Here is a 16,535-nt window from a genome sequence, read left to right on the forward strand (position 1 = left end):
TTCCTTGTTTCGCGGTTTCATATGATTTGCACAAGAGCCTCAAGGGGTATAAGAGAACTGCAGCTGCAGATAGTTCTGCGCCCCGATTGAATTCGGCAAGTCCTTGATTTCATTGCTTCGCCTGATCACCGCGGCCTTCACGCCAAAAGCGCCCCTGGTCCAGGCGATGCCGGCCTCGGCAATGCCGAGCAGGCGCTTGGGCGCGACGGTATGCGGATTGTTTTTTGAGAAATAGCCGCCTTGGAGCGTGGCGTTGTAGCCCACTGCCCGGACTTCCGTACGCAGGTAGGCGTGCAGCGCCGACCCGGCCGGGGAAAGGTTCAGCTGCCCCGCCCGTGCCACCAGCCCGGCGCCGGCATCGGTAAAGATATTTCCGAAACGGGCGTTGAATATCGGCGTGAGGTCGAACGAGGGATGGGGCGTCCAGCGCACCGGCGCCGTTTCCGCATGCAGCACAACCCCCACCTCGTTCCTCACCTGCCTGCTCCAGCCCTGCGGCAGCGGCTGGTTCAGCAAGCGGTGGAACCGGGTCTGCGTCCATTCGCCGCCCGCACACGGACCAAGGCAGCCGATATCGATGCCCAGCCTGGTGTAGGTGCCGTCCGCGCGCCGCACTTCCTTGAAGAAACCGCCATACAGCCAGGCCGCGTAAGGATGGTCGGAGGGCCGCACCAGCGCCGCCGGGAGCTTGATGTCGGAAGGCGTGTACTGCTCCTGGCCGATGCGCCAGCCATACGTTGTTGCAGTGCCGCCGCTGTCCAGGGTCGCCGAGCGGGTATAGCGCAAGCCGCTGGTATAGAACCCGTCGCTGTCATTCAGCAGCAGGGTGTCGTTGTCGATGTCGAACAGGTGCGAAACGCGCCCCGCCGCCTGCACCCTTGCATAGTCATCGCCCAGGCCGGACAGCAGTCCCGCCCGGGCACCGGGCACGGCCGACAGCAACAGGCAGGCCGTCATCAATCTGAAGAAGGAATCACGCATCGTCGCTCACGCAGGAAGAAGGGAAAGGATCATCGCATGCAGCGCTTTCGCAGCGGCGGCCGGATGCTCCATCGGGAAAAGATGGCCGCCGGGGATTTGCACAAAGTGCCGTCCGACCAGCCGCTTCGTCGCCGTCATGCCGGCTTGCCGGCATTCGACCGATTCCGCACCGCCGACGAAGCCCACCGGAACCGGGAAGGAACGCAGCATGCGCCCGATATTGTCGGGCAGGGTACGATACACCGCCGTTTCAGTTTCACGCGAGAAGCGCAACGTCACCCCCTGCGGATGCGGCGCCAGCCCGTGCTCGAGATAGTCGTTGAGCACCTCTGGCGCCCAGGCCGCGAACATCGGCTTGGCGGCATAATGGGCATAGGCCGCGTGCACGTCCGGCCAGAGGTTGCGGCGCTTCTCGGAAAACTTCGCGGGCGAAAAATGATTGTCGATACCCAGCTTCTTCGCGACGCGCAGCGCCACCGCGCGCCAGCCGGCCACCACCGGAGAATCCAGCAGCACGACGCAGCGCACCAGGTCGGGGCGCGCCCTGGCCGCCATCAGGCTGAGCACCCCGCCCATCGAGTGGCCGACGAGGATGACCGGCTCCGTGTAGCTGGCGGTCAGCGCGTCGATCAGTTCCCTGGCCAGCGCGGACCAGCCATTGCCGACTGGATAAGCAGGATCATGGGCATGGATCGGCAACCCGCGCACATCGTAATGCTTGCGCAGATGCTCGAAAAAGACGCGGTATGTTCCGGCCGGATAACTGTTGGCGTGTACAAAATGGAGAATCGGTAGCGTCATGTCGGTTCCGCGGCTTGAAGGCGGCAAGCCCGGCGGATGGAATTTCGGATGACCGAGATTGTAAATGGATTGCGTGTTCGCGGTGATTCCGCGTCCGCCGCGGCACCAGGCAGTGTCTGACGAGCGTAGCGAGCGGGCCGGATTGGCGTCGAGTAGCGCACGCGTACGCGAGGTACGCAGAGCAACGAGGCGTCGATCCGGTTCGCGCAGCAGCTTGTCAAACACAGCCTAGCGGCCGTACCAGTAGCGCGCGTGCGCATCGCGGAATTCCTCCACCTCCAGCCGCGCGCCGAAATGCAGGCGGATTGCGCCGGAATCGTCGGTCCGCAGGCGGCGGATGCCGAACTCGCCATAGCGGTCAAAGACTTCCGCCTTTGGATGGTGGTAGCGGTTGCGGTAGCCGACCTGGAACACGGCGACCTCGGGCTGCACCGCGCGCAGGAAGGCCGGCGTCGACGACGTGCCGCTGCCGTGATGCGGCGCAAGCAGCACCGAGGCATGCAATTGCGACAGCTTGCCGTCCAGGAGCGCCGCTTCCTCGGGCGCCTCGATATCGCCCGGCAGCAGGATGGACCGGGAGCCGGCGCTGATCTTCAAGGTGCAGCTGCGCGCATTGGGCTTCAGCTTCAGGCGGTCGTAGCTGTCCGCCGACGGGTGCAGCATCTCGAAACTCATGCCATCCCAGTCCCACGACTGTCCCGCCTCGCACCTGGTGTGCTCGCGCGCCTTCCCGACAATGGCGTGGTGCTGGGGCAGCGAGCTGTATACCGCATCGACGCCGATTTCATCCAGGATCGACAGCGCGCCGCCAGAATGATCGGCGTCGCCATGGGATACGACCAGTGCATCGAGCCGGGTGATGCCGCGCGCCTTCAGATAGGGCAGGATGACGCGATTGCCCCCATCTGAATCCGGCGAGTAGGCCGGACCGGTGTCGTACAGCAGGCGCCGGCGCGGCGTTTCGACCAGCACTGCCGTGCCCTGGCCGACATCAAAGGCGGTCACCCACATTTCCCCCTCCTGCGGCTGCGCGGCGGCATTGAGGAACAGCGGTAGAAGACCGGTCGCTCCGAGCCAGCGAACGGGCCAGCCGGCCGGCGCCAGCAGCCACAGGGTGCCGCCGAGTGCCGCGGCAAACATCCACCAAGGCGGCACCGGTGCGCTCCAGACGGCGGCCGGCGATTCGCTGAGCCATTGCAGCGCAAGCGCCAGCCACTCGACCAGCTGGTGCGCTACCACAAGTGTCCAGTCTCCCGGGGGCGCCGGCAACACGCTGCCCACCAGCGACATCGGCGTCACCACGAAGCTGATCAAGGGAATCGCGATTGCATTGGCCAGCGGGCTCACCAGCGAAATCTGTCCGAACAGCAGCATCGTCAACGGAACCAGCCCGATGGTGACGACATACTGTGTGCGCGCGGCCGACTTCAGGCCGGCGATCCATTTCGCCCCCCGCGAGGCCGGCGCGATCCGGGCATGCCCCCTTCCCGCTGTGGCGAAAAGAATGACCGTGACCGCGCCGAACGAGAGCCAGAAACCGGGCCACAACACCGCCCACGGATCGAGCAGCACGACGGCGCAGAGCGCAGCGCAAAGCACCTGGGATACCTGCGCGATGCGGCCGAACCAGATGGCGGCGGCCACCACCATCAGCATGTACAGGGTGCGCTGGGCCGGAATGCCGCCGCCTGCGAGCATTACATAAAGCAGCGCCATCCCCACCCCGGCAGCGGCCGCTGCCTTCTGGGCCGGCAGCAGCAAGGGCAGGTCCGCACGCGTAAAAAAGGAGCGCCGCCATAATGCAAGGACCAGCGCGGCAAACAATCCTGCGACCATCGTGATGTGCAAGCCGGAGATGGAGACGAGATGCCCGATTCCGGTGCGGTTGAACACCTTCCAGTCCGACTGCGCGATGGCACGCTGGTCGCCGATCACCAGCGCGACAATCACGCCGGCATATGCCTTCCCCGGCAATGCATCGTGAATGCGTTCCCGCAGCCCGGCCCGCGCGCGCTCGACCGCGTGGCGCAGGCCGGGAACGAATGCGTCGAGCCGGACATTCTTCAAAGCCGAACGCCGGTCGGGACGCACATAGCCGGTCGCCCGCAGATTCTGCTCGAGCAGCCAGACTTCGTAATCGAAGCCGTGCGGATTGGCATTGCCGTGAGGGCGGCGCAGGCGGACCGTCAGCTGCCAGCGCTCGCCCGGCTGAACGTCGCCAACCGCCTGCAGCTCGTCGGCATGGAAAGCGGAGTACCAGGATAGCGCCAGACGATCGGGCAGATCCGGCAGGCGCGGCGCCTCGCCATCCGCGGCTGCCACCCGCTCCACCGCGAAGTGGAAGCGAACGCCCTGCTCGAACCGGTATGGCAGGCTGTCGACGGTGCCGATCACGGTGACGTCACGCCCCTCCCATTCCTTCGGCAGTTCCTGCGAAAGGTAATGCTGGGCGATGAGCCCGGCCCAGGCAAAACCGGCGGCCGCGCCGCAGCAAGCGAAAAGCAGGATGCGGGCAGTATCGTGCAAGCGGCGCACAAGCAGGCCGGCAAGCGCCGCCAGCGCCAGCATCGCCGCCAGCACCCCGACCGGCGGCAGCGCCGCCTGCGTCTGCAGCAGCGCCGCACCCGCTACAAACCCGAGAGCGGCGGCGCGCATCCTCAGTTCGATTCCGGCAACCGGGGCAGCACCGCCCTTGCGTTACGGGACGTGGCCAGCGCGACCTCGTCGACCGGCATGCCGCGCAGCCCGGCAAGCGCCGCCCCGATGCGAGGCAATTCTTCCGGGCTGTTGCGGCGCGGGTGCCGCCACACCGGAGAAATGTCGGGCGCATCGGTTTCCAGCACCAGCGCCGTTTCGTCAAGCTCGGTTGCCAGCCGGCGGATCTGCAGCGCGCGCGGAAAGGTCATCGCGCCGCCAAAGCCGAGCTTGAATCCGAGCCGGATGAACTCCTCCGCCTGCTGGAAGCTGCCGTTGAATGCATGCGCGATCCCGCCGGGCAACGCGATCCGGCGCAGGTATTTCAGGATGATGTCCTGCGAACGCCGCACATGCAGCAACACCGGCAAGCCGGCGTCGCGCGCGATCTTCAGTTGCGCGCTGTAGAAATATTCCTGTTTCTTCCGCAGTGCGTCGCCGCACAGCGCCGGGATGAAGAAATCGAGGCCGATCTCGCCGACGGCGACGAAGCGCGGATCGTTCTTCGCCGCCGCAACGCTGGTCCTCAGGAGATCGAGGTCGTCGTCGGTCGCACGCGGCACGAAAATCGGATGGATGCCAAGCGCGTAGGCGCAATTGCCGTGACGTTTCGCGAGTGCCTGCACCGTCTGGAAGTTGCCGCGTTCGACCGCCGGGATCACGATCTGCCCGACCCCGCCCTGCCGCGCCGCGTTGGCGATCGCGTCCGCTTCCGCGTCGAACTCCGCCGCGTCCAGGTGGCAGTGCGTGTCAATCCACATACGGATGCAACCCGTCCTCCGACAGCCGCAGCACGCGGTCGCAATGCCGTGCCAGCTCAATGTCGTGCGTGACGATCACGAACGCGGTGCCGAGCGTGCGCGACAGCTCGAGCATCAGGTCGAAGGTCTTGTGCGCGGTGGCGCGGTCGAGGTTGCCGGTCGGCTCGTCGGCCAGCACGCAGGCCGGTTGCGTGACCAGCGCGCGCGCCAGGGCGACGCGCTGGCGCTCGCCGCCGGAAAGCTCCCCGGGTACGTGCGTCACCCGGTTTGCCAGGCCGACCCGTGCGAGCATCTGCTGCGCAGCCTCTTGCGCCTGTGCCCGCGTCTTGCGGCGGATCATCAGCGGCATCCCGACATTGTCGAGCGCGGAGAATTCCGGCAGCAGGTGATGGAACTGGTACACGAAACCGAGCGCCGTATTGCGCAAGTCGCCGCGTACCTTTTCATTGAGGCCGGCGAAATCCTGTCCCTGCAGCGTGACGCTGCCGGCGGACGGCACGTCGAGGCCGCCCAGCAGGTGCAGCAATGTGGATTTGCCCGAGCCGGAAGCCCCGACGATCGCGACGCGTTCGCCGCGGTGGACGGAAAAATCGACGCCGCGCAGCACATCGACCTTGTATTTTCCCTGGGTGAAGGTTTTTGCCAGTCCGCGGCAAGATAGTACGGCCTGCTCCATCGTCACTCCAGGGGAATTGCGACAAATGCGGGCAGGCTTTCACACCAGGCCGACAGCTTGTCGAGATTCGGATAACGCCCTTCCGGCACTTCCGCCGGCAGCATGTGGCGGGTAAAGCGGAAGGCGACGGCGGTCGTCACGTCGCCCTGCGTCAGGCGCCCGCCGGACAGCGCTGCGGCCGGCGGCAACTGTTCCAGCAGCGCGAATCCGGTGTGCATCTGCGTGGTGCAGCGCTCGACCCAGGGCGCGTAGGAAAACTCCTTGGGCCGCAAGGTGGTGTCGTAGACGATCTGCACCGCCTTTTCCACCGCCTGCAGGGCGAGCGCGCAATGCTGCATCACCCGCCGCCGCTCGGGCCCGGAGGCCGGCGTGAGCCTCTGCTCCGGCGCGGCCTCGCCGTCGAGATAATCGAGGATGAAGGAGCTGTCGGACAGCTTTTCGCCATCGTCCAGCACCAGCATCGGCACCTTCATCATGGGATTGGTCTTGCGCATTTCCTCCTGGTGACGGAAAACCGACAACGCCACATGCTCGTAATCCATGCCGTACAGGCGCATCGTGACCGCGACGCGGCGCACATAAGGGGAATCGTACAAACCGATGAGTTTCATGTTCGGCCTATTCATAACGCAGCGCTTCCGCCGGACGGACGTTGGCGGCGCGCCAGCTGGGATAGAGGGTTGCGAGGAAAGCCAGCACCACAGCCAGGCCGCCGATGGTCCACACGTCCGGCCAGCGCAGGTCGGACGGCAGCGAGCTGATCAGGTAGATGTCCTTGGACAGGAACTGCACGCCGAGCAGGCGCTCGATGAAGGGCACGATCACGTCGATGTTCAGCGCCACCAGCACGCCGAGGCCGACGCCGATGGCGGTGCCGAGCAGGCCGACCAGCGCGCCCTGGATGATGAAGATCTTCATGATCGAGCCTGGCGACGCGCCCAGCGTGCGCAGGATCGCGATGTCGGCCTGCTTGTCGGTCACCGTCATGACCAGCGTCGACACCAGGTTGAATGCCGCCACCGCGATGATCAGCGTAAGGATGATGAACATCATGCGCTTTTCGGTCTGCACCGCCGCGAACCAGGTGCGGTTCTGCTTGGACCAGTCCAGGATGTACAGGTTGCCGTTGAGCACGCGCGACAGTGTCAGCGCCACTTCCGGCGCCCGCTGCATGTCGGCGATGCGCAGGCGCAGGCCGGACGGCGCTTCCAGCTTGAACATGCGCATTGCATCATCGATATGGATGAAAGCCAGGCTGGAATCGTATTCATTGTGACCGGCCTCGAAGATGCCGCCGACGGTGAACTGCTTCAGGCGCGGCAGGATACCCGCCGGCGTCACCTGCCCCTGCGGCGCGATCAGCGTCACCTTGTCGCCTATTCCGATATGCAGCATACGCGCGAGGTCCCTGCCGAGGACGATGTTGAATTCACCGGACCGCAGGCTGTCGAAGCTGCCGCTGCGCACCTGCGATGCGACGTCGGACACCTTCGGCTCTTCCTGCGGCAGCACGCCGCGAATCACCACGCCGCGCAGCGAATCTTCCCGCGTCAGCATCGCCTGTGCCGCCACATAGGGCGCAGCGCCTTTTACCTCCTCGACCTGGAATGCCTCCTTCGCCGTTTCGCGCCAGTCCGGCAGGCTGCCGCTGGCGTCGAACACTTCAATATGCGAGAGCACCGACAGCATGCGGTCGCGCACTTCCTTCTGGAAACCGTTCATTACCGACAGCACGACGATGAGCGCGGCCACGCCGAGCGCGATGCCGGCCATCGAAATGAGAGAAATGAAGGAAATGAAGCTGTTGCGGCCGCTGCGACGTCCGGCGCGGGTATAGCGGATCCCGACCAGCCATTCGAAGGGCATGTTTTTAAAGATACTCAATAGAAACTCCTGATGAAGCCGCCAGCGCCGGGCACGGCCGTTGTGAGGCGCGCACCCGATCTAGTCTGTTTGGCAACTATGTGACAGCCGGCAGTGTGCCACAGGCGCATCCGAAGCGCCAAGCGCGGCAACGGCCGGTTACCGCCGTCAGTACACGGACCCACGTTTCGCTGCGCCTTCCGCCCGTCCGTCCGCTGCGCCGAACTGCCGCCGCAGGCTCCTTGCCGCGCCAGCCAGCAGGCGCGCATCGAGGCCGACCGCAACGAATGTGCAGCCCATATCGAGATAGCGCTGCGCCTGTGCAATATCCGGTGTGATCGTACCTGCCGCCTTGCCGCTGGCAATGATGCGCCGCAAGGCGCCGTCGATCGCATCCTGCACCTGGGGGTGGCCCGGATCGCTGCGATGGCCGAGGGATGCGGCAAGGTCCGCCGGGCCGATGAAGACGCCGTCGACGCCGTCCACCGCACAGATCGCCTCCAGATTGTCCAGCGCGGTGCGCGTCTCCGCCTGCACCAGCAGGCAGATTTCGTCGTTCGCCTGCTCCACGTAGTCCTCGCGCAGGCCCCAGCGGGACGCGCGCGCAATCGCGCTGCCGTTGCCGCGCACGCCCTCCGGCGGGTAGCGCGTGGCCGCGACCAGCTGCCGCGCCTGTTCGGCGGTGTCGACCATCGGCACCAGCAGCGTCTGCGCGCCGATGTCGAGCAGCTGCTTGATCAGCGCGACTTCGCCGATCACCGGGCGCACGATCGCATGTCCGGGATACGGCGCAAGCGCCTGCAGTTGCGCAAGGATGCTGCGCACGTCGTTCGGCGCATGCTCGCCGTCGATCAGCAGCCAGTCAAAGCCGGCAGTGGCGCACACTTCGGCGGTGTACGGATTGGCAAGCGACAGCCAGAGTCCGACCTGCGCCTCGCGGCGCGCGAGCGCCCGCTTGAAATTGTTGTCGTACATCATCAACTCCCTGTTACGGGCTCACGTCCACCGTGCTCACCAGCTCGGCAATCGCGCGTCCCATCTCCGCGGTGGATGCGCTGCCGCCCAGGTCCGGCGTGCGCGGCCCCTTCGCCAGCACGATCTCGATTGCTCTGAGCATCGCGTCGTGCGCCTGCAGATAGCGTTCTCCGCCCTGCACCGCGGGGTCCCTGCCGATAAAGTCGAGCATCAGCGCGCCTGACCAGATCATCGCCACCGGATTGGCGATGCCCTTGCCCGCGATGTCAGGCGCGGAACCGTGCACCGGCTCGAACAGCGACGGGAAACGCCGGTCCGGGTTCAGGTTGGCCGACGGCGCGATGCCGATCGTGCCGGCGCAGGCCGGGCCCAGGTCGGACAGGATGTCGCCGAACAGGTTGGACGCGACGACCACATCGAAACGCGTCGGTTGCAGGACGAAGCGCGCGGTCAGGATGTCGATGTGCTGGCGGTCGAAGCTGACGTCCGGGTACTGGCTTGCGATTGCGTCGGTCCGCTCGTCCCAGTAAGGCATGCTGATCGCGATGCCGTTCGACTTGGTCGCCACCGTCACATGCTTGCGCGCGCGGGAGCGCGCGAGTTCGAACGCGTAGCGCAGCACGCGGTCGGTGCCGGTACGGGTAAACACCGATTCCTGCAGCACGATTTCGCGGTCGGTGCCTTCGAACATGCGTCCGCCGACCGAGGAATACTCGCCCTCGGTATTTTCGCGCACCACGAAAAAGTCGATGTCGCCCGGCTTGCGGCCGGCCAGCGGGCAAGGCACGCCTTCGAACAGGCGCACCGGGCGCAGGTTCACATACTGGTCGAAATCGCGCCGGAACTTCAGCAGCGAGCCCCACAGGGAAATATGGTCGGGCACGCGCGCCGGCCAGCCGACCGCGCCGAAATATAACGCATCGCAATCCTCGATCTGCCCGCGCCAGTCCGGCGGCATCATGCTCCCGGTTTTTTCGTAATAGTCGCAGCTCGCCCAGTCGATATGCCGGAACCTGAGGTCAAGCGAAAAACGCCCGGCTGCGGCTTCCAGCACGCGCAGGCCTTCGGGCATCACTTCCTTGCCGATGCCGTCGCCGGGAATCACCGCGATCCGGAAAGTCTTGGCTTGTGGAGAATTCATCACGCTCTTTCAAATTGGGAAAACCGTGCCACATCCTACGCCTTTGCCGGAAACTTTGTCATCCTCGCAGCAGCCGTTTCACCGGACGGAGCAGAATGCGCGGCGGCACCGCCTGGCTTTTCTTCGCAGCGACAGAGGCTTGGCATACAATCGCGGCATGATTGAACTGGATATCCTTCTCCCCTTCGGCTTGCCGCCGGCGGAACTGTCCGCCGACCTGTTGAGAGAATTGCACGCCCCCGCGCTCGCCACGCTCCTTGCCCGGGCCAAACTTGCGCAACAAGAGCAACGCGACGGCTTCCAGCTTGCGCTACCGCATGAAACCTGGCTCGCACAGCAATTCGGTTTCGCAGGCAACGATGGCAGCAGTCCGCCAGTCGCGGAAGCATTGATGCAGAAAGCCGGCCTGCAAACGGACAATGCCGGCGCCTGGTTCATCTTGCAGCCAGTTCACATCCACATCGCGCGCGACCACCTCGTGCTGACCGATCCGCGGCAGCTGGGGCTGGACGAAAACGAGGCGCGCGCACTGTTCAAGGTGGCGGAACCATTGCTTGCGGAAGCCGGCAAGGCGCTTCGCTTCGGCGAACCGGGCATATGGTTCGTGCAGGCCGGCGACTGGGCCGGCCTGCGCACCGCGACGCCGGATGCCGCATGCGGGCACAACATCGATATCTGGATGCCAGCCGGGCCGCAAGAGCGCAACTGGCGCAAGGTCCAGAACGAGGTGCAGATGCACTGGTTCAACCATCCGGTCAACGAACAGCGCGAGGCGCGCGGCGAAAAGCCGGTCAATTCCGTCTGGCTGTGGGGCGGTCCGTCGGGCACTGGCACCCGGCCAGGCGCGCGTTACGACAAGATTTTCAATCTGTCCGGCTGGATGCAGGCGTTCTGCGCGGCAGCCCCACGTCACGGCGAAGCCGGCGATGGCGCGCAGCTGCTGCCGCAAATGGCCGGACGCAACCTGCTGCTGCTCGACGCGCTCCTCGAGCCGGCGCTGTCCAGCGACTGGGCAGGCTGGCTGGACGGCATGCGCAAGCTCGAAGAACGCTGGTTCGCTCCGCTGCTGCAGTCGCTCCAGTCTGCAAAACTGGATACCATTTCCCTGATTCTGACCCATGACGCGCGCATTTCACGATTTGCCGCCAGCCGGCCGTCACTGCGAAAATTCTGGGTCAAACCTTCGCTCGCCAGATTATGTCCGTGACCCGTATCGTTACCCGCAGCGTGCCCTTCCGGACTGCGGAAATGTTGCGCCAGCAAGGCGTGCACCCGGTCCTGGCCCGCATCTACGCGGCGCGGGGACTGTCGGACGCCGCCGAACTCGCGAGCGAGCTGAATGCGCTCGTTGCGCCGGCGGGCTTGCTGCATATCGACAGCGCCGCCGCATTTCTGGCCGATGCGATCGGTGCCGGAAAGAAAATGACGATCGTCGCCGATTACGACTGCGACGGCGCCACTGCCTGCGCGGTGGCGCTGCGCGGACTGCGCGCGCTCGGCGCGCGGGTCGACTACATCGTGCCGAACCGTTTCGAATACGGCTACGGCCTGACGCCGGAAATCGTCGAGCTGACGGTACGCGAAAAATCGCCTGACATCATCGTCACCGTCGACAACGGCATCGCCAGCATCGACGGCGTCGCCGAAGCGAAACGGCGCGGCATCGATGTCGTCGTCACCGACCATCACCTGCCCGGCGACCGCCTGCCGGATGCGCGCGTGATCGTGAATCCGAATCAGCCGGCATGCGGTTTTCCCAGCAAGAACCTGGCCGGCGTCGGCGTGATGTTCTATGTGCTGCTCGCGCTGCGCGCGGAACTGCGCAAGCGCGGCGTGTTCGATGCGCAAACCCAGCCCAAGCTCGACGCGCTGCTCGACCTGGTGGCGCTCGGCACCGTCGCCGACGTCGTCAAGCTGGATGCCAACAACCGCATCCTGGTGGCGCAGGGATTGAAGCGCATGCGCGCCGGCCGCATGCAGCCCGGCGTTGCCGCGCTGTTCCGCGCCGCCGCACGGGAAGCGCGCCGCGCGACGCCGTTCGACCTCGGCTTCGGGCTCGGGCCGCGCCTGAACGCCGCCGGCCGGCTGGCAGACATGTCGCTCGGCATCGAATGCCTGACCACCGACGATGAAGGCCGCGCGTGGGCGATCGCGCAGCAGCTCGACGCGATCAACCGCGAGCGGCGCGACATCGAGGCCGACATGCAGGACACCGCGCTGACGCTGCTGGACAGCTACGAACCGCACAACCGGACGACGATCAGCGTGTTCGATGATTCCTGGCATCAGGGCGTAATCGGCATCGTCGCGTCCCGGCTCAAGGACAAGTTCTACCGGCCGACGATCACCTTCGCCCCCGGCGGCGAAGGCCAGATCAAAGGCTCCGGACGCTCGATCGCCGGTTTCCACCTGCGCGACGCGCTCGACCTGGTGTCCAAGCACGCGCCTTCCGTGATCCAGAAGTTCGGCGGCCATGCGATGGCCGCGGGGCTGACGATTCGCGCGGACGCCTTTGACGCATTCGAAGCGGCGTTCGAGGCAGTCGGCCGCGAATGGCTCACGCAGCAGCAGCTCGAGCGCGTGATCGAGACCGACGGCCCGCTGGAGGAAGCCTACTTCAGCACCCAGTTCATCGAACTGATCGACGGCCAGGTTTGGGGCCAGGGCTTCGCGCCGCCGGTGTTCTGCGATGAATTCCGGGTCCTGAACCAACGTATCCTTAAGGAAAAACACCTGAAGTTGCTGCTTGAAAAGAACGGCAAGCGCTTCGACGCGATCTGGTTTGGGCATGTCGCCGACCTGCCCGAGCGCGCGCGCGTTGCCTACCGCCTCGACGCCAACGAATACAACGGCGTCACACGCGTGCAGCTGCTGGTCGAACATGCGGAGGCGGCCTGACTGCGTGCAGGACGTGACGTTTTGACATTATGCGGCAACGCATCTGCGGGGCGCCGCCCGGCCTAAGAGCCGCGCGCGTCGGGTATAATGGCGGGTTTGATCGCAAGTGAAACCGCCATGGAAGCCGAACGCCTCAATTCCCTCTCCTCGCTGCTCGCGGACCTGACTACCCGCACGGCCGAACTACGGAGGTATCTTTGACTTCGATGTGAAGTCGGAGAAACTCGAACAAGTCAACGCCGAACTGGAAGACCCCAACGTCTGGAACGACCCGAAGCGGGCCCAGGACCTCGGCAAGGAAAAGAAATCGCTGGAAGCGATCGTCCTCACCCTCACCAAGATCGACGCCGACCTGGCCGATACGCGCGACCTGTTCGCGATGGCGCGCGATGAGCAGGATGAAGACACGTTGCAGGCGATCGAAGCCGATGCCGAAGACCTGAAGACGCAGGTCGAAGGCATGGAATTTCGCCGGATGTTTTCCAATCCGATGGATCCGAACAATTGCTTCATCGACATCCAGGCCGGCGCCGGCGGCACCGAGGCGCAGGACTGGGCATCGATGCTGCTGCGCCAGTACCTGCGCTACTGCGAGCGCAAGGGCTTCAAGACCGAGATCCTGGAACAGTCCGACGGCGAAGTCGCGGGCATCAAGACCGCCACGATCAAGGTCGAAGGCGAATACGCATACGGCTTCCTGCGCACCGAGAGCGGCGTGCACCGGCTGGTGCGCAAGTCCCCGTTCGACTCGGCCAACGGCCGCCACACCTCGTTTTCCAGCGTGTTCGTCTATCCCGAGGTGGATGAATCGATCGAGATCGAGGTCAACCCGGCCGACGTGCGCACCGACACCTTCCGCGCCTCCGGCGCCGGCGGCCAGCACATCAACAAGACCGATTCCGCGGTGCGCCTGACGCACGTCCCGTCCGGCATCGTCGTGCAGTGCCAGAACGACCGCAGCCAGCACCGCAACCGTGCCGAGGCATGGGCGATGCTGAAGTCGCGCCTGTACGAACTCGAACTGCGCAAGCGCATGGCTGAACAGCAGAAGATGGAAGACGCCAAGACCGACATCGGCTGGGGCCACCAGATCCGCTCCTACGTGCTCGACCAGTCGCGCATCAAGGACCTGCGCACGAACCACGAAGTCGGCAACACCAAGGCCGTGCTCGACGGCGACCTGGACGACTTCATCGCCGCATCGCTGAAGCAGGGTGTGTAAGCCAATCGCAATTCCAACATTGACCGCTGAATGTCCATGACCAATCAACACGAACAAACCGCGCCGGCCCAGGACGAGAACTCCATCATGGCCGAGCGCCGCGCGAAGCTGGCCGCACTGCGCGAGCAAGGTCCCGCCTTCCCCAACGACTTCCGTCCCGAGCACAAGTCGGCCGACCTGCACGCCCAATACGGCGAGCTGAGCAACGAGCAGCTCGAAGCCGAGCCGATCATGGTATCCGTGGCCGGCCGCATGATGCTCAAGCGGGTAATGGGCAAGGCATCCTTCGCGACGATCCAGGACGCGTCCGGCGTGAAAGCCAACGGCCGCATCCAGCTCTACATCACAAACGACAATGCCGGCGAGGCGACGCACGCCGCCTTCAAGCACTACGACCTGGGCGACATCCTTGGCGCCGAGGGCACGCTGTTCAAGACCAAGACCGGCGAGCTGTCGGTGAAGGTAACCGGGCTTCGCCTGTTGACCAAGTCGCTGCGCCCGTTGCCGGACAAGTTCCACGGCCTGCATGACCAGGAAACCAAGTACCGCCAGCGCTACGTCGACCTGATCATGAGCGAGGAAACGCGCCGTGTGTTCCGGGAACGTACGGCGGCGATGTCGTCGATGCGCCGCTTCATGGCAGAACACGGCTTCATGGAAGTGGAAACGCCGATGCTGCACCCGATCCCCGGTGGCGCCGCGGCCAAGCCCTTCATCACCCATCACAATGCGCTCGACATGCAGATGTACCTGCGCATCGCGCCGGAACTGTACCTGAAGCGCCTGGTGGTCGGCGGCTTCGAGCGCGTGTTCGAAATCAACCGCAACTTCCGCAATGAAGGCGTGTCGCCGCGCCACAATCCGGAATTCACGATGATGGAGTTCTACGCCGCCTATGTGGATTACAAGTGGCTGATGGACTTCACCGAAGCGGTGATTCGTCAGGCGGCGCTCGACGCGCACGGCACCGCACGCCTTACCTACCAGGGCCGCGAGCTGGATCTGTCCAAGCCTTTCGAGCGGCTGACGATCGTCGGCGCGATCAACAAGTACGCGCCGCAATACGCCGAAGCGCAGCTGCACGACGCCGCCTTCCTGCGTGCCGAGCTGAAGAAATTCGGGGTCCAGCCGCTCGCCAATGCCGGGATCGGCGCACTGCAGCTCGCGCTGTTCGAGGAGACTGCGGAATCCCAGCTGTGGGACCCGACCTACATCATCGACTATCCGGTCGAAGTGTCGCCGCTGGCGCGCGCCTCCGACACCGTGCCCGGCATCACCGAGCGCTTCGAACTGTTCATCACCGGCCGCGAAATCGCCAACGGCTTCTCGGAACTGAACGATCCGGAAGACCAGGCCGCGCGCTTCCATGCGCAGGTCGAGGCAAAGAATGCGGGTGACGAGGAAGCGATGTATTTTGACGCCGACTACATCCGCGCACTCGAGTACGGCCTGCCCCCGACCGGCGGCTGCGGCATCGGCATCGACCGCTTGATGATGCTGATTACCGACTCGCCGAATATCCGCGACGTCATCCTGTTCCCGCACCTGCGCCGGGAAGACTGACCGCTAACGCAGCGTCATGCAGAACGGGGCCCGGCGACGGCCCCGTTTTTCTTTCTGCCATCGTTTGCACTGCCCGCCGCGAAACGGCGTTACAAAGGCTTACAGCTGACACATTAATTTCCTTTTTTTGGCCGTGCTTCCCTCTGATAATCGTGTCATGCAATCGACGGACGATGTCCGATATCAGGAGGTAATCATGGAAAACAATACTACCAACCGCATTCACCCGCTGGTCGCTGGCGCCGCCATCTCGGTCATGTTGGTCAGCCTCACCGGGGTTGCCGCGATCACCGGCTTGATTCCGAACTCCCATAGCTCCGCCGCCGCGCCCGCGACGCCGGTCGCCGCTACGGCCGGTCCGACTGTCGCCGCCGCATCGCCCGCCGCGCTGGTCGAGCCGAAACAGCAAGCCAAGGCAGACGACGACGCGCCGGCGCCCGTCAGGCAGGCGCCAGCCGAAAAGCGCGCTACGGCCCGCCCCGCAACCGAATCCAGCCACGCACAACCGCGCCGGTCTTACGCGGAGCCGGCACCGAGGGTGGCGCAGGCGCCCGCGATCTGCCATAGCTGCGGCCGCGTCGAGTCGATCCAGGCGATCGAGCAGGTTGCGCAGCCCAGCGGCGTCGGCATGGTCGCCGGCGCGGTGCTGGGCGGTGTTCTCGGCAATCAGGTTGGCGGCGGCAACGGCCGCAAGATCGCGACCGTTGCCGGCGCGGTGGGCGGCGGTTATGCCGGAAACGAGATCGAGAAACGCAGCCGCGCGACCACCAGCTACAAGGTACGCGTGCGCATGGAAGACGGCGACATCCGCACCTTCCCGTATGCGCAGCAACCGGCATGGAATGTGGGCGACCGGGTCCGCGTCGTCGATGGTCAGCTTACCTCCCGCGCATAGGCGATTCGGGCAGCCGGAAAATCCTGGCAAAGGCGGCACTTGTGCCGCCTTTTTTGCACCTGCAT

14 protein-coding genes are annotated in these 16,535 nt (G+C 65.1%); 5 read left to right on the forward strand and 9 right to left on the reverse strand.

Annotated features, from left to right (window positions below; translation table 11 throughout):
• Positions 1-39 precede the first annotated feature (39 nt).
• From VEC01_RS17225 to VEC01_RS17265, 9 genes are all read right to left on the reverse strand, one after another.
• Positions 40-981 (reverse strand): lipid A deacylase LpxR family protein, encoded by a 942-nt coding sequence (locus VEC01_RS17225; protein WP_324902139.1) that lies wholly within the window; start codon positions 979-981, stop codon positions 40-42.
• Positions 982-987: 6 nt separating this feature from the next.
• On the reverse strand, positions 988-1,782 hold the full coding sequence (locus VEC01_RS17230; protein WP_324902140.1) for an alpha/beta hydrolase: 795 nt from the start codon (positions 1,780-1,782) through the stop codon (positions 988-990).
• Between the two features lie 228 nt (positions 1,783-2,010).
• On the reverse strand, positions 2,011-4,437 hold the full coding sequence (locus VEC01_RS17235; protein ID WP_324902141.1) for a DNA internalization-related competence protein ComEC/Rec2: 2,427 nt from the start codon (positions 4,435-4,437) through the stop codon (positions 2,011-2,013).
• Between the two features lie 2 nt (positions 4,438-4,439).
• Complete coding sequence (locus tag VEC01_RS17240) at positions 4,440-5,237, reverse strand: TatD family hydrolase (RefSeq protein WP_324902142.1); 798 nt, start codon at positions 5,235-5,237, stop codon at positions 4,440-4,442.
• Complete coding sequence (gene lolD / locus VEC01_RS17245) at positions 5,227-5,913, reverse strand: lipoprotein-releasing ABC transporter ATP-binding protein LolD (protein WP_324902143.1); 687 nt, start codon at positions 5,911-5,913, stop codon at positions 5,227-5,229. Before lolD ends, VEC01_RS17240 begins: the two co-directional genes overlap by 11 nt.
• A 2-nt stretch (positions 5,914-5,915) precedes the next feature.
• Positions 5,916-6,524, reverse strand: coding sequence for a glutathione S-transferase family protein (locus VEC01_RS17250; protein ID WP_324902144.1), 609 nt, complete (start codon positions 6,522-6,524; stop codon positions 5,916-5,918).
• A 7-nt stretch (positions 6,525-6,531) separates the two neighbouring features.
• Complete coding sequence (locus tag VEC01_RS17255) at positions 6,532-7,797, reverse strand: lipoprotein-releasing ABC transporter permease subunit (protein ID WP_324902145.1); 1,266 nt, start codon at positions 7,795-7,797, stop codon at positions 6,532-6,534.
• A gap of 147 nt (positions 7,798-7,944) precedes the next feature.
• Positions 7,945-8,754 (reverse strand): 4-hydroxy-2-oxoheptanedioate aldolase, encoded by an 810-nt coding sequence (hpaI, locus tag VEC01_RS17260; protein WP_324902146.1) that lies wholly within the window; start codon positions 8,752-8,754, stop codon positions 7,945-7,947.
• A 10-nt stretch (positions 8,755-8,764) separates the two neighbouring features.
• The gene (locus tag VEC01_RS17265; protein ID WP_324902147.1) at positions 8,765-9,892 is read right to left on the reverse strand and encodes a tartrate dehydrogenase; all 1,128 of its coding nucleotides are present in this window, start codon (positions 9,890-9,892) and stop codon (positions 8,765-8,767) included.
• 157 nt (positions 9,893-10,049) lie between these two features.
• Between VEC01_RS17265 and VEC01_RS17270 the strand changes: the two genes are divergently transcribed.
• The 5 genes from VEC01_RS17270 (at position 10,050) to VEC01_RS17290 (ending at position 16,470) form a co-directional block, all read left to right on the forward strand.
• Positions 10,050-11,099, forward strand: a complete 1,050-nt coding sequence (locus VEC01_RS17270) for a hypothetical protein (protein WP_324902148.1) — start codon at positions 10,050-10,052, stop codon at positions 11,097-11,099.
• Entirely contained in the window at positions 11,090-12,790 is a 1,701-nt protein-coding gene (gene recJ / locus VEC01_RS17275; protein ID WP_414691468.1) for a single-stranded-DNA-specific exonuclease RecJ, read from the forward strand. Before VEC01_RS17270 ends, recJ begins: the two co-directional genes overlap by 10 nt.
• 117 nt (positions 12,791-12,907) lie before the next feature.
• A protein-coding gene (prfB, locus tag VEC01_RS17280) for a peptide chain release factor 2 (RefSeq protein WP_324902149.1) occupies positions 12,908-14,012 on the forward strand; the annotation gives its coding sequence in 2 pieces (ribosomal slippage) (positions 12,908-12,988 and positions 12,990-14,012; 1,104 coding nt in all).
• Positions 14,013-14,048: 36 nt separating this feature from the next.
• Entirely contained in the window at positions 14,049-15,575 is a 1,527-nt protein-coding gene (gene lysS / locus VEC01_RS17285) for a lysine--tRNA ligase (protein ID WP_324902150.1), read from the forward strand.
• Positions 15,576-15,771: 196 nt separating this feature from the next.
• The gene (locus VEC01_RS17290) at positions 15,772-16,470 is read left to right on the forward strand and encodes a glycine zipper 2TM domain-containing protein (RefSeq protein WP_324902151.1); all 699 of its coding nucleotides are present in this window, start codon (positions 15,772-15,774) and stop codon (positions 16,468-16,470) included.
• Positions 16,471-16,535 lie beyond the last annotated feature (65 nt).

Source organism: Noviherbaspirillum sp. (assembly GCF_035627455.1).
Classification (GTDB): Bacteria; Pseudomonadota; Gammaproteobacteria; order Burkholderiales; family Burkholderiaceae_D; genus Noviherbaspirillum.